24 protein-coding genes and 1 tRNA gene are annotated in these 20,521 nt (G+C 58.7%); 15 read left to right on the top strand and 10 right to left on the bottom strand.

From position 1 onward, the window contains the following. Positions 1–54: 54 nt before the first annotated feature. The 3 genes from CEPID_RS09775 to CEPID_RS09765 all read right to left on the bottom strand — a co-directional run bounded on the left by CEPID_RS09775 (position 55) and on the right by CEPID_RS09765 (position 2,332). A complete protein-coding gene (locus CEPID_RS09775; RefSeq protein ID WP_047240811.1) occupies positions 55–618 on the bottom strand; it encodes an RNA polymerase sigma factor in 564 nt (187 codons plus the stop codon). Beyond that, a complete protein-coding gene (locus tag CEPID_RS12555) occupies positions 611–964 on the bottom strand; it encodes a hypothetical protein (protein WP_052843507.1) in 354 nt (117 codons plus the stop codon). Before CEPID_RS12555 ends, CEPID_RS09775 begins: the two co-directional genes overlap by 8 nt. 111 nt (positions 965–1,075) lie before the next feature. Then, positions 1,076–2,332: a nicotinate phosphoribosyltransferase gene (locus CEPID_RS09765; protein ID WP_236684331.1), complete on the bottom strand. Its 1,257-nt coding sequence runs from the start codon at positions 2,330–2,332 to the stop codon at positions 1,076–1,078. Positions 2,333–2,517: 185 nt separating this feature from the next. Here CEPID_RS09765 and clpS point away from each other — a divergent pair, with 185 nt between their 5' ends. From clpS to rdgB, 8 genes are all read left to right on the top strand, one after another. Next, the gene (gene clpS / locus CEPID_RS09760) at positions 2,518–2,847 is read left to right on the top strand and encodes an ATP-dependent Clp protease adapter ClpS (protein ID WP_047241489.1); all 330 of its coding nucleotides are present in this window, start codon (positions 2,518–2,520) and stop codon (positions 2,845–2,847) included. A gap of 6 nt (positions 2,848–2,853) precedes the next feature. Then, a complete protein-coding gene (locus CEPID_RS09755) occupies positions 2,854–3,402 on the top strand; it encodes a DUF2017 domain-containing protein (protein ID WP_047240810.1) in 549 nt (182 codons plus the stop codon). Continuing rightward, complete coding sequence (locus CEPID_RS09750; RefSeq protein ID WP_047240809.1) at positions 3,395–4,348, top strand: P1 family peptidase; 954 nt, start codon at positions 3,395–3,397, stop codon at positions 4,346–4,348. Before CEPID_RS09755 ends, CEPID_RS09750 begins: the two co-directional genes overlap by 8 nt. A 62-nt stretch (positions 4,349–4,410) precedes the next feature. Further along, a complete protein-coding gene (locus tag CEPID_RS09745) occupies positions 4,411–5,058 on the top strand; it encodes a rhomboid family intramembrane serine protease (protein WP_407921624.1) in 648 nt (215 codons plus the stop codon). 26 nt (positions 5,059–5,084) lie between these two features. Next, entirely contained in the window at positions 5,085–5,903 is an 819-nt protein-coding gene (murI, locus tag CEPID_RS09740; protein ID WP_047240808.1) for a glutamate racemase, read from the top strand. Positions 5,904–5,954: 51 nt separating this feature from the next. Continuing rightward, on the top strand, positions 5,955–6,722 hold the full coding sequence (locus CEPID_RS09735; RefSeq protein WP_047240807.1) for an MBL fold metallo-hydrolase: 768 nt from the start codon (positions 5,955–5,957) through the stop codon (positions 6,720–6,722). Between the two features lie 53 nt (positions 6,723–6,775). After that, complete coding sequence (gene rph, locus CEPID_RS09730) at positions 6,776–7,513, top strand: ribonuclease PH (RefSeq protein ID WP_047240806.1); 738 nt, start codon at positions 6,776–6,778, stop codon at positions 7,511–7,513. Beyond that, entirely contained in the window at positions 7,513–8,115 is a 603-nt protein-coding gene (rdgB, locus tag CEPID_RS09725; RefSeq protein ID WP_047240805.1) for an RdgB/HAM1 family non-canonical purine NTP pyrophosphatase, read from the top strand. The genes rph and rdgB overlap by 1 nt, the downstream gene beginning before the upstream one ends. 87 nt (positions 8,116–8,202) lie before the next feature. Here the strand turns inward: rdgB and CEPID_RS09720 are convergent, their stop codons facing one another. The 5 genes from CEPID_RS09720 to CEPID_RS09700 all read right to left on the bottom strand — a co-directional run bounded on the left by CEPID_RS09720 (position 8,203) and on the right by CEPID_RS09700 (position 14,646). Next, positions 8,203–9,126, bottom strand: coding sequence for a dihydrodipicolinate synthase family protein (locus CEPID_RS09720; RefSeq protein ID WP_047240804.1), 924 nt, complete (start codon positions 9,124–9,126; stop codon positions 8,203–8,205). Between the two features lie 29 nt (positions 9,127–9,155). Next, positions 9,156–9,953, bottom strand: coding sequence for an ABC transporter ATP-binding protein (locus CEPID_RS09715; protein WP_047240803.1), 798 nt, complete (start codon positions 9,951–9,953; stop codon positions 9,156–9,158). Positions 9,954–9,956: 3 nt separating this feature from the next. Next, complete coding sequence (locus CEPID_RS09710; protein WP_047240802.1) at positions 9,957–11,951, bottom strand: dipeptide/oligopeptide/nickel ABC transporter permease/ATP-binding protein; 1,995 nt, start codon at positions 11,949–11,951, stop codon at positions 9,957–9,959. Continuing rightward, a complete protein-coding gene (locus CEPID_RS09705; RefSeq protein WP_047240801.1) occupies positions 11,951–12,916 on the bottom strand; it encodes an ABC transporter permease in 966 nt (321 codons plus the stop codon). Before CEPID_RS09705 ends, CEPID_RS09710 begins: the two co-directional genes overlap by 1 nt. A gap of 119 nt (positions 12,917–13,035) precedes the next feature. Beyond that, positions 13,036–14,646: an ABC transporter substrate-binding protein gene (locus CEPID_RS09700; RefSeq protein ID WP_047240800.1), complete on the bottom strand. Its 1,611-nt coding sequence runs from the start codon at positions 14,644–14,646 to the stop codon at positions 13,036–13,038. Positions 14,647–14,933: 287 nt separating this feature from the next. Here CEPID_RS09700 and CEPID_RS09695 point away from each other — a divergent pair, with 287 nt between their 5' ends. The 5 genes from CEPID_RS09695 to nagB are packed head-to-tail and all read left to right on the top strand — an operon-like array spanning position 14,934 to position 19,138. Beyond that, positions 14,934–15,638: a FadR/GntR family transcriptional regulator gene (locus tag CEPID_RS09695; protein WP_047240799.1), complete on the top strand. Its 705-nt coding sequence runs from the start codon at positions 14,934–14,936 to the stop codon at positions 15,636–15,638. Beyond that, a complete protein-coding gene (locus CEPID_RS09690; RefSeq protein ID WP_047240798.1) occupies positions 15,635–16,540 on the top strand; it encodes an ROK family protein in 906 nt (301 codons plus the stop codon). Before CEPID_RS09695 ends, CEPID_RS09690 begins: the two co-directional genes overlap by 4 nt. 3 nt (positions 16,541–16,543) lie before the next feature. Further along, a complete protein-coding gene (locus tag CEPID_RS09685) occupies positions 16,544–17,236 on the top strand; it encodes an N-acetylmannosamine-6-phosphate 2-epimerase (protein ID WP_047240797.1) in 693 nt (230 codons plus the stop codon). Continuing rightward, positions 17,229–18,365: an N-acetylglucosamine-6-phosphate deacetylase gene (locus CEPID_RS09680; RefSeq protein WP_052843505.1), complete on the top strand. Its 1,137-nt coding sequence runs from the start codon at positions 17,229–17,231 to the stop codon at positions 18,363–18,365. The genes CEPID_RS09685 and CEPID_RS09680 overlap by 8 nt, the downstream gene beginning before the upstream one ends. 2 nt (positions 18,366–18,367) lie before the next feature. Next, positions 18,368–19,138: a glucosamine-6-phosphate deaminase gene (gene nagB, locus CEPID_RS09675; protein WP_047240796.1), complete on the top strand. Its 771-nt coding sequence runs from the start codon at positions 18,368–18,370 to the stop codon at positions 19,136–19,138. Here the strand turns inward: nagB and CEPID_RS09670 are convergent. Both CEPID_RS09670 and CEPID_RS09665 read right to left on the bottom strand, forming a co-directional pair. Next, positions 19,135–19,482 carry a DUF3817 domain-containing protein gene (locus CEPID_RS09670; protein WP_047240795.1) on the bottom strand — a complete coding sequence of 116 codons (348 nt, stop codon included), beginning with the start codon at positions 19,480–19,482 and terminating at the stop codon, positions 19,135–19,137. The genes nagB and CEPID_RS09670 overlap by 4 nt on opposite strands. Then, positions 19,482–19,874, bottom strand: coding sequence for a hypothetical protein (locus tag CEPID_RS09665; RefSeq protein ID WP_047241486.1), 393 nt, complete (start codon positions 19,872–19,874; stop codon positions 19,482–19,484). Before CEPID_RS09665 ends, CEPID_RS09670 begins: the two co-directional genes overlap by 1 nt. 100 nt (positions 19,875–19,974) lie before the next feature. On the opposite strand from CEPID_RS09665, the gene CEPID_RS09660 reads away from it, so the two are divergent. Continuing rightward, positions 19,975–20,056 (top strand) — tRNA-Leu (locus CEPID_RS09660). A gap of 161 nt (positions 20,057–20,217) precedes the next feature. Then, positions 20,218–20,382, top strand: a complete 165-nt coding sequence (locus tag CEPID_RS13340) for a hypothetical protein (RefSeq protein ID WP_158408041.1) — start codon at positions 20,218–20,220, stop codon at positions 20,380–20,382. The last annotated feature ends 139 nt before the right edge of the window (positions 20,383–20,521 follow it).

Here is a 20,521-nt window from a genome sequence, read left to right as displayed (position 1 = left end):
GTAGCCTGCAACTTGAAAACGGCCCAGCTTCCTTCAGAGAGCTGGGCCGTTGGTTTAGGCGGGCGAAACGCCGGCGTCGCGGAGGGCGTCGAGAAGCTTGGCGCGGGCGCGGTTGATTCGGCTCTTGACGGTCTGGACCGGGATGCCTTGGTGGTCCGCAATATCTTGGTAGGACAGCCCGGCGTACTCGCGCAGGACGATGACTTCACGGAATTCCTCCGGCAGCGTGGCCAGCGCAGCCTTGACCACTAGCCCGGCCGTAACCTGGGCATCTACTGGAGAGGAGTTGTCCACTTCGGCGAGGCCAGCTTCATCGTCAGGGATGTCGCGCCGTTTGCGGACGATCTGCAATGCGGCATTGGCTGCGATCCGGTACGCCCAAGTAGAAAACTTAGCTTGGCCGTCAAAACGATGCAGATTCTGCCACGCTGCAGTGAGCGCATTTTGCAGCGCGTCTTCTGCGTCGTGGCGATTACCCGTGATGGACAAGCACACAGCCCACATCCGGGATTGCGCGGAGCGAGCCAGGGTGGCGAAGGCTCGCTCGTCGCCAGCTTGGGCGCGGGCAAGCACTTCGGCCTGGTCAAAGGTGTCGTCGGTGAATAGTGGCTTAGACATCGAAGCCTCCGTCGGTATCGGACGGGTCATCGTAATCTGCTGTTACCGCGTCATGATGGTCGTAATGCAAAGGATCGTCGACGGGGTTGGCTTCGAGATCAAACGGACCTGCCAAGTCCGGAAGATCGTCCGTCAGGGGATCCGATGCATAGTCGGAATCGTAGCTACCCAGCTCTGGCACCAAATCCCCTTCAGGAGCGGGGGTGTCAGGGTCAGTTGCTACCGCCAACATGGCGTCGAAATCGAGATCTTCAGGGACTGAATCAGCTCCGTAGACTTCCGTTAGTGCAGGGAGCACCGGGGAGTCTTCGGAAAAATCAGCAGCCAAGTCAATATCGGATGACATGGGAGTTCACCTCCTTTGCTTTTCGTTATCGGCCCGCACGGGGAAGGGGCCACCTAGTGGTTAGATGCGATACCACCAGTGTTTGTTCCCGTGGGGTGCCTGAACGAAAAACTAGAAACCTACAAATCGGGTATTCAAGGCTGGCTCATTCCGCGACAGCGCAAGGCCTTCCCATGGCAGCGATACTAGCTGAGCAGCCAGATAATCGCGCGACTCGCTCAGCGTCGGCAAGTCTGGCACAGTGGTGCCATTGCGCATCAGGGGCACTGTGAGTTCACGGACCTCAAGGGACCCCACTACGGGCTTTTCAGCGTCGAACGGCGTGACGATTTCTTCTACGGCAGTGCCAGAGGCTCGGATTGCGCGCCAGCCACGTTTCCCGCCGCCAGTGGACTGCTTGGAAGAGGATCGCTTGGCCACCGGGTGGCCGTCGACCTCTACGACCTTGTAAACCATCGCTGCAGTTGGCGCGCCAGATCCGGTGACCACGGAGGTGCCCACGCCGTAAATGTCTACAGGATCGCCACGCAGGCCGGCGATGGCGAACTCGTCTAGATCGGAAGATACGACGATCTTGGTGTTGTGGGCACCCAGGTCGTCCAGTTGCTTACGCACGCGCCGGGTGAGAATGCCGAGGTCGCCTGAGTCGATGCGCACACCGCCCAAGTTTGGACCGGCGACCCGGATCGCGGTTTCGACGCCCTTCTCAATATCGAAAGTGTCCACGAGCAAAATCGTGTCTACTCCCAGCGTTTCAATCTGAGAACGAAACGCTGCTTCTTCGTTGGGGGTGCCGTCGTCGTTGACGTGCACCAACGTCCAGGAGTGGGCGGCGGTGCCGGAAGCCGGAATGCCGTAGCGGTGGGCTGCTTCCAAATTGGAAGTTGCCGTGAATCCAGCGAGGTAGGCGGCCCGGGAAGCGGTTACCGCGGCGTACTCGTGGGTGCGTCGTGATCCCATTTCGATGATTGGTCGGCCATCTGCAGCCGTCACCATGCGGGCGGCAGCGGATGCAATCGCCGAGTCTGCATTCATGATCGACAGGATTACGGTCTCCAAAATGACGCATTCGGCGAACGTGCCCCGCACGGTCAAAATAGGAGAATTCGGGAAGTACAGCTCGCCTTCGCGGTAGCCGTCGATGGATCCCGAAAAGCGGAAGTTGCGCAGGTATTCGCGAGTTTCGGCGTTGAGGAAGTCAAGAGATTCCAATTGTTCTTCGGTGAAGACGTAGTCGTCGATTGCTCGCAGCACACGGGCGGTGCCGCCAACGACGCCGTAGCGTCGCTCGTTTTGAAGCCGACGGGCAAACACTTCAAACGTGCATTGGCGGTGCGCGGTGCCGTCGGCAAGCGCGGCTTCGAGCATGGTGAGCTCGTACTTGTCGGTCAACAGCGAGGTGGACCGTTCTTTCGGTACGGAAGGGGTACGGATAGTTTCTGGTTTTGAAGTGTTCACATAGGCCACTTTAATGCAGGTAACGGTGACAAGGATCGACATTTTTGGTTGGTGGCTCGCTTAAAACCTCTCCCGGGCTACTAAGCTGGGTAACCATGAACGATCGGTCCATTCGCTTGAGCATGCCATCTGCGCCGCTTGCCTCCCCGGAACTTGAGGAAGATGTCCACGTTGAAGTCGCGGCCAGCGAGAACCTGCCGTGGATGTGCATCGTCTGGGATGACCCGGTAAACCTCATGTCGTACGTCACCTATGTATTCCAAACGGTACTGGGGATGAGCAGGAAGAAAGCCATCGAATTGATGATGCAGGTGCATACCGAGGGCAAAGCGGTGGTCAGCACCGGGGAGCGGGACAAAGTCGAAGGTGATGTGAAGAAATTACACACCGCCGGGTTGTGGGCGACTATGCAGCAGGCAGGTTAGTTAAGAATGCAAGCTTGGAAAAAGAAGAAGGCGCTCATGCGCGGGGCGAAGTACATGGCGACATTCGAGCCTATGGAGCGCGAAGTACTAGGCGACTTAGCCGCAAACTTGGCCGAGACTCTGATTCGCAGATGCCAGACCGCTCCGAAAGACGAATTGGCGGAGCTCACCGGCATGGTGTCAGGACATAAGGAGGCACCTGAAGACCCAGCTCTGGCTAGATTGTTGCCTGACTTCGAGATGGAGGGCGACGAAGAATTCGAGGGCGACAACTCGTTGCTTCGATCCCTGCACGAAAATGACATTTGTCGCGCGAAGTTGGCCAACTTGCAAGTAGTCACAGAAGCGCTCGGGCCAAATGGCAATGTCGCGGTGAGCGCTTCTGAAGAAGAAGCACACGCATGGATTGCTGCTTTGAATGACATTCGCCTGCACCTCGCGTCCGCAGAGATGCGCGGTGAGGAGTCGGAGCAAAACCGAGATGAAATTGTCCAGTGGCTCGCCTACAACCAGGACACACTACTAAGCGCGATGATGGGTGACATCGATGTCTGATGCACCCGGTCTGCTTTGCGACGTCCCAGGCGTGTACCTGGGGCACTGCAGCTTGGGGGACACCGGAGTCAGCGTAGTAGTGGTGCCTGACGGGGCCTATGCTTCCGTGGATGTGCGAGGTGGAGGGCCAGGGACGCGGGAAACTGATCTGCTCGAGCCGCACAATACGGTGCAACAAGTCCACGCCATCACGCTCGCTGGAGGTTCTGCGTTTGGGTTGGCAGCAGCCGACGGAGTAATGCTTGAGTTGGAAGAACATGGCATTGGCTTCGCTGTGCTTGGCGCAGACAGGCCCGGGCCTAAGGTACCCATCGTGCCCGGAGCGGTGATTTTTGATTTGCTAGTTGGCGATCCCAACCACCGTCCAGGGCCAGCAGAAGGTCGTGCTGCGGTGCGTTCGGCGTTGACGGGGGATTCAACGAAGCAACGCGGTTCCGTTGGTGCGGGTTGCGCTGCCACCGCCGGGGTGCTGCGTGGCGGGTTCGGACAAGCCTCGATGGTGGTGGGCGACTGGGTAGTAGCAGCTGCCGTAGTGGCCAATCCCGTGGGCGCTGTGGTGGATAAGGATAGCGGTTTGTTGTGGGGTGACCCTACGAAGCCGTCGGTAGATACCGAAAAGTTCGGCGTCCTCAAGGGGCTGGAGACCAAGCTGAACACAACGATCGGAGTGATCGCTACCAACGCGCCAGTGACGAAAGCTCAGGCCAAGCGTCTAGCGATGACTGGTCATGACGGACTGGCCCGGGCGGTGCGCCCCGCGCATTCACCCCTCGATGGAGATACCCTGTTCGCACTGTCCACCGGCGACGGTTCCGGTGTTGCCATCTCTGACATGGTCGCCCTATCGGCAGCAGCGGCCGACGTCGTCTGTGCAGCAATTGTCGACGCCGTGGTGTGCGCAAAATCTGGATATGGCCTGAGCTGCTGGTCGGATATCGGCGCTTGAGCGAAATGCGCATTAGCATTGTCCGGGTGAGCACTTATGGATCGCAGTTTCCTACCTCGCCTATGGGTGGCAACACTCCGGCCTCGGCCGGGGCCCGGGTGGTACCTGGGCATGGGCGCAACAACTCGGGGCTGGCTACGCGCTATGCCATTGGGTTCCTCGCAGTCATTTGGGCTGTTCAGATCATCAACATGCTGCTCGGCTACCAGCTGGTTGCTTTTGGCGTGCACCCACTGGACGTTAGTTCACTGTGGCATATTGCCACGTCACCACTCATCCATGGTTCGATGGCCCACATCATGTCGAATTCGGTGCCCGGCGCGATTTTTGTTTTTCTGGTGGCGTTGTCAGGGCGCAGAGCTTTCTGGGAGGTTACGCTAATCGTCGGTTTGATCGGCGGGGTAGGGACATGGTTTTTTGGCGGGATTGGAACAAGCCATGTGGGTGCATCGGGATTGATCTACGGCTGGTTGGCGTACCTCATCATTCGAGGTATCTTCAACCGAAGTTTCACCCAGATCATTTTGGGACTAGTGCTGGCATTTTCTTACAGCGGATTGATTTATGGTGTTTTCCCCACGCAAGTAGGTGTGAGTTGGCAAGCGCATCTGTTTGGCGGTATCGGTGGACTAGTCGCTGGGGCTACGATTACCTCGGATGATCCGGCAGAGCTCGTCGCAAAGCGTAGGCAGCGACAGCTGGGTGCTTGACGGCAGGGACTACGATAGTTTTCATTATGGTGAAACAACTGGATCCTTCGGCCCCCATTGGGGTTTTCGACTCCGGGGTAGGCGGGTTGACCGTCGCCCGTGCCATTGTTGATCAGCTGCCGCATGAGTCGATGATTTATATCGGCGATACCGCTAATAGTCCTTATGGCCCGAAGCCGATCGGGCAGGTGCGCGAATTAGCCACCCGTATCGCAGACGAGTTGGTGGAGCGCGGTTGCAAGATGATCGTCATCGCCTGCAATACCGCTACGGCTGCGTTTCTTCGGGATGCTCGGGAGCGTTACGACGTCCCGGTGGTGCAGGTTATTCTGCCCGCGGTACGCAGGGCGGTGGCCACCACTCGCAATGGCAAGATTGGGGTCATTGGGACGGTCGGCACTATCAATTCCGGTGCTTATCAAGATTTGTTTGAGGCATCGCCATCGGTTGAATGCTTTGCCCAAGCCTGCCCGCGATTTGTCGATTTCGTGGAACGCGGTATTACTTCGGGGCGACAGATTCTTGGGGTCGCCGAGGCATATTTGGCGCCACTGCAGGATGCCGGCGTAGATACCCTCGTGTTGGGCTGTACCCACTACCCGTTGCTGTCGGGCGTGATTCAGCTGGCGATGGGGCCGAATGTGACTCTAGTGTCCTCAGCAGAGGAAACAGCAAAAGATGTGTTGCGAGTGTTAAGCGAATCAGACATGTTGGCTGATCCGACGGTGCATCCGGCACCTACCCGCACCTTTGAATCCACGGGCGATCCGGAGCTATTCGCCCAACTGTCTACTCGATTCTTGGGCCCACATGTGACGCAAGTGGATTCCCATCCCAAGATGTAATTGTTCTGGCAAGTGCTACCTTGACTTGCTGATTCGTGAGAAAGTGTCTCTATGAAGCTAACCATTATTGGCTGCTCAGGTAGCCTGGGTTCGCCCGCGGGTCCGGCATCGGGCTATCTTGTGCAAGCTCCAGGCGCGCCTGGGGTACTCATGGACATGGGGCCAGGCGTTCTTGCTGAGCTGCAGAAAGTGGTCAATCCTTCCGAGGTGCATGTCGTGTTTAGCCATCTGCATGCTGACCATTGCTTGGATTTCCCTTCGTTGACGGTGTGGCGGCGTTATCATCCAAGCCTCGCAGCGCAGGGTCGGAATTTGCTGTTCGGTCCGGCGGCTACCGTGGAAAAGCTTGGTCGGCTTACTTCGGATGCTGAGGGACATGTCGATGAAATGGCCGACACCTTCGCGTTTACCCCATGGCAGGCGCGTCGAGCTGAGTTGATCGACCGCGTTCAGATCACGCCTTTCCCCACGGTGCACCCCATCGAGTCTTATGGGCTGCGGTTGGTGGAGGCGACCACCGGCAAGGTAATTGCCTACTCCGGGGATTCTGCGTACACCGAGGAGTTGGTGGCGTGTGCGCAGGGCGCAGACGTTTTCCTTTGCGAAGCGACCTGGGGCGCGACGTCGATGGGCAAAGCCCCAGATATGCACATGTGTGGTGGGGAAGCGGGACTGCTGGCGAGCCGAGCTGGAGTCAAGCAGCTAATACTTGTCCACATCCCACCATGGGGTGATCCTGAGGGGGCTGTGCGCGCAGCACGCGAGAACTTCGATGGTGAAGTGATCGTCGGCGAAGCTGGGATGGAATTCGAGATCTAATGGCCTCGGTGTGAACTGCCGCTGCGGGCTGAAAAACAGCTACCCTGGAGTTCATGACTTCTACCTTCACCCGTGCCGACGGGCGCGCCCTCGACGAAATGCGTCCAGTTAAGATCACCCGCGGTTTCACCTCAAATCCAGCCGGTTCCGTTTTGGTGGAGTTCGGCAATACCCGCGTCATGTGCACGGCCTCCGTCGAGGTCGGGGTGCCACGATTTAAGAAGGATTCTGGCGAAGGCTGGCTCACGGCTGAATATGCGATGCTGCCTTCGGCGACCCACGAACGCATGCCACGAGAGTCCATGAAAGGCAAGGTCAAGGGTCGCACGCACGAGATTTCTCGTTTGATCGGTCGCTCCTTGCGCGCCGCAATTGACCTGCGGGAGCTTGGCGAGAACACCATCAACATCGACTGCGACGTGCTCCAGGCCGACGGCGGCACACGCACCGCGTCCATCACTGGTGCTTACGTGGCGCTCGCGGATGCCATCGCAGTACTTAAGGCTCGCGGGGTAGTACCGGGTAACCCATTGTTGCCGCCCGTCGCGGCGGTTTCCGTTGGGCTTATCGACGGCCATGTGTGCCTCGACCTTCCGTATGAGGAAGACTCCCGTGCTGAGGTGGACATGAACGTAGTGATGACCGAGTCGGGGCAGTTTGTCGAAGTTCAAGGAACTGCTGAGCACGGCACATTCACGCGTGAGCAGATGAACGCATTTCTTGATACCGCCGAGAAGGGCTTGTATTCCCTGATCGCAGCCCAAAAAGCAGCGCTGGAGCTGCCACTGTGATGCAGATTCATCTCGCGAGCAACAACCAAAAGAAAGCCAAGGAGCTGCAACGGGTCCTACAGGCTGCGGGGATTTCAGGTGTAGAGATCCTGCTGATGGCAGATGTTGCCCCCTATGCGGAACCCATCGAGGACGGCCGGAGTTTCGAGGACAACGCGCTGATCAAGGCGCGCGCCGGCGCGGCTGCCACCGGGGTACCAACGCTTGCTGACGATTCCGGACTCGCCGTTGATGAACTCAATGGCATGCCGGGGGTGTTGTCTGCACGGTGGTCCGGGCGCCATGGCGACGACGAAGCAAACAATGACCTGCTGCTGGGACAAATGGCCCACGTCCCCGATGAGCGTCGTGGCTGTGGCTTCGTTTCGGTCTGCGCGCTGGTGTTGCCCTCGGGCGAAGAGCACGTTGCACGGGGTGAATGGCGAGGCACGCTGCTGCGCGAACGACGCGGCGACGGCGGGTTCGGCTACGACCCGTTGTTCTTGCCGGAGGATGCCGATGGTCGGGCATCCGCTGAGCTCACACCAGAAGAAAAGGATGCCCGTTCGCATCGGGGGAAGGCGCTCGCACAGTTGGTTCCCGTGATCGCTGGGCTGGTGTAGCAGGCTTAAGCCCGAAGACGCCGATTGCCTTTGAAGTTGCTCAGATTTGCAAAAGCGGGCAACCTCAAAGGCAAAAACGGACTCTAATTAAGCTAGAACGCCAACCTTGCGGAGGATATCAGCGATGGCATCTCGCGACGGCGCATCATCAATCGGTGCCAGCGGAGGGGACATGAGGTTGGTGGTGAATACTCCCATGAGCTCCAGGGCGGTCTTGAAGGAGCCAACTCCGGCTGCGGGGCCGACCTTGCCGATGGGTTGGAAGACGATCTCAAAGAGCTGAGCTAGGCGGTCCTGCTCGGCACGCATCGTGGCGAAGTCACCAGCTTGATAGGCCCGCCACATCCGCACGTAGCCGGCTGGGTCGACGTTACCAAGGCCTGGAACACAGCCATCGGCACCTGCGAGGTAGGCCCCGTCGACGACTGCTTCGTGGCCGGTGAGAACCTTGAGTGGGGAACCAGCGGCCTTGTTCAGTGCGCAGAGGCGACGGAACGAGACGTCGTCACCGGAGGAGTCCTTGACTCCCTGAAGGACTCCTTCGGCGCCGAGTTGCACCAAAAGCTCTGGTGCGAGCTTGGTGTGGACGCACACGGGGATGTCGTACGCGATGATTGGCAGGTCCGTGGCAGCGCGCAGCGCCCGGAAGTGGGCGGCGATTTCGTCTGGTCCTGTGATTGCGTAGAACGGTGCGGTCGCCACTACTGCCTGAACTCCCAAGGCTTCTGCCCGTCGAATGTGGGCGATGACGCGCTTGGTCTGGGTGTCGATCACGCCGGCGTAGACCGGGACACGGCCGTCGACAAGCTTGAGCACGAGTTCAATGACCTGCTCGCGTTCCTCGTCGGTCAGGAAGGCCACTTCTCCGGAGGATCCGAGGACGAAGAGGCCATCGACGCCCGCATTGATTTGCTGTTCGATGAGGCGGGTGAGGGAGTCGACATCGATGTCGCCGGCGGATGTCAGCGGGGTAAGCAGTGGTGGGATGATGCCGGAAACGATGGGATTCATGGTGATGTGAGCTTTCTGCTTAGAGCTGCTTAGAGCAACGATGGGGTAGCGGCGAGCAACGTGCGGGTGTAGTCGTTGTGCGGATGCGCAAAGAGGTCATCGGTGGGTTGCTGTTCAATGATTTCGCCCTTGAGCATCACGCACATGCGGTCTGCGATGTAGCGCACGGTGTTGATGTCGTGGGAGATGAACACCAAGCCGAGGCCCAGCTCAGATCGCAAATCCGTGAGCAGATTCAAAACCTGCGCGCGCACGGACACGTCGAGCGCGGACGTTGGCTCATCCGCGATGATCAAGTCTGGTTCCAGTGCAAGTGCGCGGGCGATAGCTACGCGCTGGCGCTGGCCACCGGAGATCTGTCGGGGAAGCACGTCGAGTGCGGATTGTGGCAGTCCGACGAGGTCGAGGAGCACTTGGACACGCTTGAGGCGGGACTTTTCATCACCGATGTGGTGCACGCGCAGCGGGTCCATGAGCTGCTCTTTGACCGTCATGCGGGGATTCAGCGCGGTAGCTGGGTCCTGGAACACCATGGAAATAGAGCGTCCCAGTTCCTTACGCATCCTGCTGTTGTGCTTCAGTGGCTTTTCGTTGAAGATGACTTCGCCGCTGGTTGGCTTCTGCAGGCCGACCATTACTCGAGCCAGGGTGGACTTGCCAGAGCCGGATTCGCCGACGATACCGACAACTTCCCGGCGGTCGACCCAGAAGTTGATGTCCTTGTTGGCGTGGACGGTGTCGGGCCGGAATAGCTTTCCTGTACGCGTCTTGTGGATCACGTTGATGTCTTTGAGCTCAATGATCCGTTGTGGTTTGTGGGAATTCATGACCTAAACCTCCTTCGAAGCGCCGGTCAGCGCGGCGTAAGTGTCGTCGGTGGCGGCAAAGAAGTGCGTGGTGGAACCCGCAACTGCACGAGGCACAGGCTTTTGGCCGTGTCCGCGCTCTGGGTGGCGGGAGCGTGGGGCAAAGCGGTCGCCATCGATGAAATCGCGCGGGCTTGGGACTGTACCAGGGACCTGGTACAGGCGAGCTGCGCCGGATTCGATGGACAGCACCGCACCGAGCAGGCCACGGGTGTATTCGTGGTGCGGGTCGGCGAGCATCTCTCGGGTCTGTCCGCGTTCGACGACCTGACCTGCGTACATCACGGTGATCTTGTGGGCCAGCTTTGCGACGAGCGCGAGGTCGTGGCTCACGAAGATCATGGAGAAACCGAGTTTTTCGCGCAGCTCATTGAGCAGGTCGACCACCTGGTGTTGCACGGTGACGTCGAGTGCGGTGGTGGGCTCATCTGCAATCAGCAGGCGTGGGTTGCGGGTGAGCGCCATGGCGATAAGCACGCGCTGGCGTTGACCACCGGAAAGCTCGTGCGGGTAGGACTTCAGCGTGCGGACCGGATCGAGCCCGACCAGCTCCATGAGCTCTTCGGCGCTGCGCTTGCCACCTCGACGGATGAGCTGGTTGAGCTGCGTGCGGATCAGCATGGATGGGTTGAGGGAGCTCAAAGCATCCTGGTAGATCATCGCCATGTCGTGACCGCGCAGGGCATTTCGCTGCTCGGGGGACATTTCCAGCAAGTTTTTGCCGTCGAAGAGGATCTCGCCGGTGATTCGCGCGGTCGGCGGAAGCAGTCCCATGATGCACATGGCGATCAAGGATTTGCCACAGCCGGATTCACCGACCAAACCCATGGTTTCACCAGGGGAAACAGTGAAGTTGACGTGGTCGACGATGTTGACATCGCCGTGCGCCTCTGGGAACGCGATGCACAGGTTCTTCACCTCGATGAGCGGCTTCTCGTTGCGGGTGTAGACCAGGCGGCGGTTCTCGGCGGTCTCTGCGTCGTGAAGCTTCGCGAGCGAGGTAGTCAGCGATTCTTGGGCCTCAGCGTCGGAGAGTGCACCGAGGGACTTCTTTGGGTTGATGGACGGGTCATCGTCGGTGACTCGTACGGTCCGCTTGATGCGTGGAGAGGCCATGGCGTCCGTCAGGCCCTCGGAGAGAATGTTGAGTGCCAGCACCGTGATCAGAATCATGAGACCAGGGAAGAACGTTGGCCACCAAGCACCGGTCAGGAGTAGCTGCTTGCCGTCGGCAAGGATGTTGCCCCAGGAAGGCAGCGGTGGCTTCACACCAGCGTTAATGAACGACAGGGATGCTTCGAACACGATCGCGTCGGCCACCAAGACCGTGGCGAACACGGCGATTGGGGCGATGGTGTTGCGGGCGACGTGCTTGAACAGGATGTGTGGAATGGAAGCACCCATCACCTTGGTTGCGGAGACATAGTCTTCGCCGAACTCGGAGAGTACGTTTGCACGCACCACGCGCGATAGCTGAGGCACGTAGAGGAAGCCGATCGCGAATACCAGGACTGGCACCGAGTTACCGAATACGGCGACGAAAACCGCGGCCAGGGCAATTCCCGGGAAAGACATGATGATGTCGAGGACGCGCATCAGGACTTCCGAGACAGCCTTGCCTGCAGTAGCTGCGATGGATCCCAATACGGCAGCTACCGCGAGAGCAGAAATGGTGGCGCAGAGGCCGATGATCAGGGAAGCACGGGAGCCGTAGACTACGCGGGAGAAGATGTCGCGGCCGATGGCGTCGGTGCCGAAGAAGTGCTCAGCGCTTGGTGGTTGCACTGGCATGTTCGATTCTAGGGGATCGTAGGAGGTCAGCAATGGTGCGAACAGCGCCATGAAAGCCACCAGCATCAGGAAGCCCAACGCTATTTTTGATGCCACTGGCAGCGCGCGCAGCCCTTGAAAACGTTGTCCTGCTTTGGACTCGAGTTGTTCAGTCAGTTTTCTACGCATTAGATGCTCCTGATGCGTGGGTTGACGAGGACATAGAGCATGTCGACGATGATGTTGATGATGATGAAGGCGATGGCCACAGTGAGCGTGACACCTTGGACGAGGAAGACGTCGTTACGCGTCACGCCGTCCAGGATGAGCTGACCCATGGCTTGAATATTGAAGATGATCTCGATGATGACGGCGCCACCCATGAGGTAGCCGACGCGGAGGCCAAGAACGGTAATCGGGATGATCAAGGCATTGCGCAAGACGTTACGCGAAATGACTTCCGCCTTGGGGATACCAGAGCCGATGGCAGTGCGGACGTAGTCTTTGTCGAGTTCTTCCACCATTGCCGTGCGCACCACGCGGGTAAGCGAGCCGGCCACGGGTACTGCCAGTGCGAATGCTGGCAGGAACATGTTGTTCAAGTAGACCGCAGGGTCTTGGCTAAACGGCACCCATGCGGTGATAAGAGCGGGGAAGTACCCCCAGCCGCCGGGGATGGTGCCCAGCCACTGGATCAGCAGAATCGCAAGCCAGAAGGATGGGGTAGCCAGGGCGGCGATGGAGAAGACGCGGATGACCTGATCCGGCCACTTATCCCGGTACAGTGCGGCCAAGACCCCGAAGACCAAGGAGAGCACGGCGGCGATAATGAGGCCGAGGAAGGTCAATTGCAAGGTGATGGGGAATGCTTTGGCAACGACGTCGGTCACCGAAGCATTACCGGTGGTGGTGCCGAGGTCGCCCTGAAGCATTCCGGTGAGGAAGTCCCAGTACCGGACTAACAGCGGGTCGTTGAGGCCGTGTTCCTCTCGATATTGAGCTAGCGCTTCGAGGGAAGCTGATTCGCCGAGCGCGAGCCGGGCCGGGTCGGCGGGACTAAAAGACATGATGAAGAAGACTAGGAACGTAACCCCGAGGATCATGATTGGCAACGCTACGAGTCGTCTTCCGATGAGGCGGAGAAGATTTGACATGAAGCTGTCCTTTTTTCGCGTTCGGTAGAGGGCTTACCCTCCTAAGGCAAGGGCAGCGCTCAACGTCAAAAGTGTTTCGTCGGTGCCGACCGAGGTGTCGGCCGACACCGACGGAGTTCTTACTTGGTGGTGGCTACGTTTTGGAAGGACAGACCAGTCAGTGAGATTGGCTTGAAGTCAATCAGCGTGGACTTATCCCAAGCGGTAGTCGACTTGCGGTGGAACAGTGGGTAGAGCGGAATGTACTCAGACAGCTTGTCGAAGGTTTCTGCCCACTTCGCGTCCTGGGTGGCAGAATCCGTAGCCTTGAGCGCTTCGTCGAGCAGCTGTTGTACTTCTGCGTAGGAATCGCTGCCCTTCCAGTGCATGCGGCTGTCGGTCCAGGTGTCACCGGCGTACCACCAGCGCATGAGCAGGTCAGGGTCGGAGCCGAATACGGATGGGTCACCTGGGGCGATGACTACGTCGTAGGCTTCTGGCTTGCCGTCGATGGTGTTGTAGACGTCGGAAGACTTCTTCTCGATGAACTCCACCTTCAGGCCCGCAGCGGTCAGAGACTGCTCGATCAGCGGGGTGCACTTCTTTACCCAGTCGTGGTCCGTGCACAGCAGACGTAGTTCCTTCAGCCCCGTCTCGGCGAATAGTTCGCGAGCGCGCTCTGGCTTGAAGGTGTAGACGTTTTTAGCCTGCTTGTACTTCGGGTGCTCCTTGTGCAGGAAGCTGGTGGCAGCGGTGGCCTGGCCAAGCATGCCGGTCTGGATGATCTTGTCCATATCCAGTGCGTACATGAAGCCCTGGCGGTTCTTCACGTCGTTGAACTTGCTGTTTGGTGCGCAGTTGAACATTGCGAACAGCAAGCCGAAGCCCTGAACAGCTTCCACGGTGGAAACAGCCTTGAGCTGATCAACGGAAAGGTAAGGAACCGAGTCAATTGCCTGGACCGTCTTGGACTGGATGGCGTTGGTGCGGGTAGATGCGTCTGGGATGATCTGCCAGGTCATCTTCTTGGCCAGCGCTGGGCGTGGGCCGTTGTAGTCATCGAAACGCTCGAATTGGATGGTCTTGGAGGTACCACCGTTGTCGGTCATCTTGTATGGGCCGGAGCCTACTGGCAGAGCAGCAAACTTCGCGGCATCCGCTTGAACTGCCTTCTTTGGCACAATCTTGACTACTGCGAGACGATCAGCGAACACGCCGGTCTCGTGAGCCAGGGTGAACTCGATGGTCTTTTCATCCTTGGCCGTGACCTTGGTGACGAATGGGATGAACGAAGCGTAGAGGGACTTGTTGGCCTTGTCCAGGACTCGTTCGAAGGAGAACACGACGTCGTCGGCGGTGACTGGGGTTCCGTCGTGGAACTTGGCGCCGTCGCGCAGCTTAACGACGGCGGTGGTGCCGGTAGCCTTTGGCAGTTCGCTTGCCAGTGCTGCGTAGGTCTTGCCGGTGGCTGGGTCCATTTCGGTCAGGCCCTCGAGGGTGTGCCAGTTGGCTGCCACGGTGAGCGCTGCGGTGGTGGACATTGGGTCGTAGCCATTGGTTCCGAGCTCGTAAGAAATGGCGGCGGTGATCGTGCCGTCTGCCTTCTTGGCGCTCGGATCGGCAGCTGGGGCGCCTGCGCCACCATTTTGAGCTGGCTTGGCGCATGCGGTGACGACGGTCGATAGTCCAGCGGCAGCGCCGAGGACTCCGGTGATCTTCATGAAGTCACGCCGGGAGTAAGCGGAGGTCATGATGTTCCTTTCGGTAGATCCCACCGGCGAGCCGGTGGAGTGTGAAACGTCACCGACGGGAGTCGGCGAAGGTAGAAATTCCGATATGAAATTTTCAGCTGGGAAATCCCGGTGAGTTAATGTGCCGTTAACTCTGCGTTCCTCAACATCATACGTCAGACGTCTGATGTTTGTACAGGTTTTCTGCTAATCTCAAGTCAGAACACGTTTCCACGGTATCCAACAGTGATGAAAACCCAGAAAACTAGGTGCCGTGATTTAGGGCACTAGGTGGGAAAAGAGGAAAAATGTCTATTGGTTTTGCGCCCAACAGAATCAACCCGACGGCAAGCGCGATCGAAAACTATATCCGGGACAATGAGTTGCGCCCGGGCGAACTAATGCCGTCAGAAGCAGCGCTGTGTGATCTACTTGACGTTTCGCGGAGCTCGGTCCGGGAAGCTATGCGAATGTTGTCTTCCCTCGATGTCGTCGAGATTCGCCACGGCCACGGCACCTATGTGGGGAATATGTCGCTCGCGCCACTGGTCAATGGGCTTACACTGCGGTTGACCCTCGACCGCCACAGCGCCTTGGAGAACCTCAAGCAGGTAGTTGATACCCGCATCGCATTCGATCAGTTCAATGCCCCGTTGCTCATTGAGGCTTATCGCGGAAAGCCCACGACCCGCTTGCGTGAATTGGTCGTCGAGATGCAGCGCTGCTTTGACGCTGGCAAACCTATCACCGAGGCTGATGGCAAGTTCCACGAAGAGCTCAACAGCAAACTTTCGAACCAGCTCATCCAAGAGCTCTACATGGCGCTGTGGGAAGTGCATACCCGGGCCGTGCCCCTGCTCGAGTTGAACTGGGAAAAGGACTTCCAAGACACCGTCGATGCCCATTTGAGCATGGTGGAAGCTCTGGAAGCAGGCGATGAAGCCCAGCTGCTGCGCACTTTTGAAACACATTATGGTCCACTCAAACGAATGATTGATGAGAAGCTGTCATGACGCATTTTTTAGCCGGCGTAGACATCGGCGGCACCAAGATCGCCACCGCGCTTATCGACGCCACCCAGCCCACCAAAATCGTCTTCCGCCATCGCACAGCAACCCCCCGTACCGATGTGATGGTCGAAGTGCTCCGCGAGATCCGCACCCTGAAGGAACAAGCGCAGCAGCTCGGCGGAGAACTTGTTGCCGTCGGTATCGGCGCGCCCGGCGTAGTGGATCCTCACGAGGGTTACGTTGTTTCTGCCGGACCGACGATGCCTGGTTGGGCCGGAACCGCAATCAAAGCAAGCGTAATTGCTGAATTCGGTCTTCCCACCGCCGTGCACAATGACGTTCGGATCATGGGGCTCGGTGAGGCCGTCTACGGCGCTGGCGGGGAATACACCCGACCCCTGTTCCTTAGTCTGGGCACCGGGGTTGGTGGTGCTCTGATTTACTCTGGGAAGCTCATTGAATCTCCGCACCATACGGCCGGTGAATTGCGCAATATTCTTGGTCGACGGATCGATGGTGCGGTGGCGCCCATCGAAGAGTTTGCCTCCGGCCCCGGATTGGCACGTAGCTTCTTCGAATTGAGCGGGGAAAAAATCGAATTGCCTGAGATCATGGAGCGCTATCATGCCGGAGATTCCACCGCAATCGCGGTCCTCGATGGCAATCTGCGCAACCTTGGCGAAGCCCTCGCTGGATTTGCCTCCGCAATCGACATCGACGCACTCATCGTCGGTGGTGGTGTCAGCAAAATTGGTGAGCCAATCATGCGGCCACTCACCGAGGGATTCCGCCAACACGCCTTGGCCCCAATCGACACCATCCCAATCAAGCCCGCAGAGCTGGGCACCGACGCGCCCCTCGTTGGCGCAGCATACCTCGCCGCCCAGGCGTGGAAAGGACAATGACATATGGATAACCAAACTTTCTTTGACCAGGTGCGCGGCAGCCTCATCGTCTCTGCACAGGCCCCGGATGGACACCCGCTGCGCGATCGTCATACGTTAACTTTTCTCGCCAGGGCTGCCGAAGCCGGAGGAAGCACTGCCATTCGCTGTGGCGGCTACGGTGGGCTCGATGATGTCCGCGCGATTGTCGACGCCGTGAATGTCCCCGTCATCGGGTTGACCAAAGAAGGCGACACCGGGGTCTACATCACTCCGTCGGTGCACTCGGCAGTTGCGGTAGCGCGGGCCGGAGCCACAGTCGTGGCCATCGACGCTACCTTGCGCCCACGACAAGATGGCTCCACTTTTGCGGAGCAAGTCGCTGCTGTCCATGCCGAAGGGGCTTTGGCTATGGCAGATATTGCCACAGCTGAGGAAGCTGAGGCAGCAATCACAGCCGGAGCAGATTTGATCTCGACCACTCTCGCGGGGTACACCGAGCATCGCGAAAAGACTGTCGGTCCGGACCTCGCACTCATCCGCGAAATTCGAGAACGCCTGGGTAACGAGGTTTTCCTCATCGGAGAGGGCCGCTTCCACAATCCACAGCACGTCCGCCAAGGACGAGCCTCGGGCGCCGATGCGATCATCGTTGGTACCGCAATCACCGATACCAAGTGGATTACCGAACAGTTCGTGGCGGCTGCTGATGAGTGAGCAACTTTTCGCCCGCGTCTTGGTGCCTGGTGCCGATCTGGGAACCCAGCTCATCGAAGTAACGGATGGGGTAATTACTCGTCTGGATAGCGTCGATAAGCCTGCCTCAGACATAGTGCTCCCCGGCTTCGCGGACTTGCACACCCACGGGGCTGTCGGTGGATCCTTCCCGAGCTCCGACCTAGCCGGGTGCCGGGCGGCCGCCAGACATCACCGGGTGCATGGCTCGACGACATTGTTGGCTTCCACGGTGTCGCTCACCGAAGACAGGTTGCTGCCTCAACTCGAGTTGTTGGCCCAGCTCGCTGACGAAGACGAGATTGATGGGATCCACGCTGAGGGACCGTTCATCAACGCGTGCCGATGCGGGGCACAAGATCCCGCGGCCATTATCGACGGCGACCCCGAGCTGTTTTCGCGCATGATCTCAGCTGCTCGGGGGCACTTGCGTGCGATGACGCTGGCACCAGAAACGAAACATGTGCGAGAACTCGTTGATCTTTGCGCGCAGCACAACATCATTGTGTCTTTCGGGCATACGGATGCCTCGGCAAGCGAAACTACCGAGGCTATCGCCTACGCAGTGCAAGCTGACGCCACGGTGACGGCAACTCACTTGTTCAATGCGATGCCCCCGCTGCATCACCGCGCGCCGGGGGCGGTCGCTGCCTTCTTAACTGCTGCGGCTGGCGGAAATGCCACCGTGGAACTGATCGCCGATGGCGTGCATCTAGCCGATGAAACTGTGGATATGGTGCTGCACAGCGTCGGCGCGGAGCAGGTCACTCTTGTCTCCGACGCTATGGGAGCTGCCGGGCAAGCGGATGGCACCTATACCTTAGGTGCGCTCGACGTCACTGTTGCCGGTGGAGTGGCGCGCTTGACCACTACTGATGGTTCGCAGGGTGCGATCGCCGGGGGAACTTCACGAGTCATTGATCAGGTTCGTCGCTGCCAACAACGGGGGTTGTCGCTGCCGAGCGTGCTGCCGGCGGCGGTGAGTGGACACCGGCTCATCGGCAAGGCGGAGCGGGGCGAGATTGCGGTGGGTGCCCCGGCAAGTTTCGTGGTGTGTAATCAGTTTTTGGAAATCGCCCGAGTGTATCGGGATGGAAAGAAAGTAGGGTAGTCATGGAAGTCGTCATCACTGAGCGGCCGGAACTCATCGCAGCCGACATCATCCAAACCTATGCTGAAGCCGGCAAAACCCTAGGGTTAGCCACCGGTTCCACCCCACTGAAGACGTACCAAGAGCTCGTGCGCCGCCATCAGGAACAAGGGCTGTCCTTCGCAAACTGCGAAGCCTTCCTGCTCGACGAGTATGTAGGGCTGCCCACCGACCACGAGCAGAGCTACTACGAGACGATCCGCCGAGAATTCACCCGCGCAATCGACATCTCAGATGCGGCAGTGCACAGCCCCGACGGGATGGCGCAGGATCCGTACGAGGCCGCCAAGACCTATGACCGTTCGATCGAGGAAGCAGGGGGCGTCGACCTGCAGTTGCTCGGCGTGGGCACCAACGGCCACATTGGATTCAACGAGCCCGGATCTTCGCTCAGCTCGCGCACCCGCTTGAAGACATTGCACCCGCAAACCGTCAAAGACAACGCGCGATTCTTCGACGGCGATGAATCCCAGGTTCCCCACCATGTGCTGACGCAAGGGCTGGGCACGATTCTCGAGGCCGGCCACCTGCTGTTGCTAGCAACCGGTGCCGGTAAGGCCGACGCCGTTGCCGCGCTGGTTGAAGGTCCAGTATCGGCGTTCTGCCCAGCCTCGGTGCTGCAGCTGCATAGCCACGCCACCGTGCTTATCGACGAAGCCGCTGCCAGCAAACTCAAGTTCCGGGAATACTACCAATACGCCTACGACCACCGGCTACCCGGACAGTCTTTCTAGAGCTGGAACTGGGCAGTAACTTCTTTGCGTCGTTTAGCCTCCACGACGAAAGACAAAAATGGGATCGTGCCAGCCAGCGCGGTGGTGATCCACTTCGCTGGCTGCCAACGAGCATTGATGCCCAGGTTAACGGTGGTCACCAGGTAAAGCATGTAGAAGAACCCGTGGATTTGACCGATGATCATTGCCCACGATGGAATTTCGACCCCAAAGCCGTAATCCAAAACCATTCGGGTGGTCAGCACGAGGAGCCAAACGCCGGTGACCCAAGCTGCAAAGGAAAAGAGCTTGAGTGCGTTGCGAACCCGAGCTTGACGTTCTGGATGGATCTGAGGGGATGTCATTACTCACTTCTCCTGCGTTTGGGTTGGTTGCGACGGTTGAATTCTTCCACATCAGTGTTCATCCGGGTGGGAAGGAACTCCTCGGAGATCTCTGTCATCACGCCTCGTTCTTGGGCGCGCTGCTTCTCGAGCTCGACGGGGGCGACGCCGGTATCGTAATACTCGTTTTCCAGCTGGATATAGCGCCGATACGCATAGACGATGAACGCGCCAAACGCCGGCCACTGGATCGCGTATCCGAGGTTCTGAAAGGTGCCACTGCCTGATCTGAACCGAGTCCACTGCCAATAAGCCAGCCCAAGGGTGGCTGCCACGGCAAGCAGGATAAAGACGACGTGCGAAAAGCGCACCTTCTTCCTAGCGCGGGGCGGAGTGTGGATTGGATCGGTCACGCTAGGCCATTGTACTCGGTAGTGTTGAGCGTTTGGCCTGCTAGGGTGGCGATTCGCCAAATCGGGGTAATGGATTGTAAACTCTAAAAAAGTTTCACCCGGGCTCGTGGCGGAATTGGCAGACGCGCTGGATTTAGGTTCCAGTGTCTTAGGACGTGGGAGTTCAAGTCTCCCCGGGCCCACACATTAACTTCACCCGCAGTTAGAGTTGAAAGCTCTAGCTGCGGGTTTGTGCTTTGGTTGGCCGAGTTGCGCTCGCCGTCTGCCTTTGAACTTGCCGCCAAAAGTAAGCAAGATCGAAGGCATTCCGCGAGTCTTGGGCTGCCCAACTACACTCGCGCCTATGAGCATTTCGCGACACATTGAGGAATACCTCGACGAGCAGGGGATCGTCGAGAAGGCGGAAGTGGTGCCGGAGAGTGCCTGTCAGGTCTTCGAGAAAGATGTCGTAGCTGGAGACGAGGGTTTGCGAGCTGCGGAACAGCTCCTGAAGGATTTGCTGGGCTAAGGGGTTTAGCCCCATATTGGGGGTGGGGTGCCGCCTGCTAAAACCTACCGTCCTGCACTTTTGTTTGCCTACGAAACTAATTACTTAGACTCGCGAAACCAAAACATGACTGTTTCCTCATGATTGTGGCATATTTGGC

The organism is Corynebacterium epidermidicanis (assembly GCF_001021025.1).
GTDB lineage: Bacteria > Actinomycetota > Actinomycetes > Mycobacteriales > Mycobacteriaceae > Corynebacterium > Corynebacterium epidermidicanis.
This window is presented reverse-complemented; position numbering and strand designations above follow the sequence as displayed.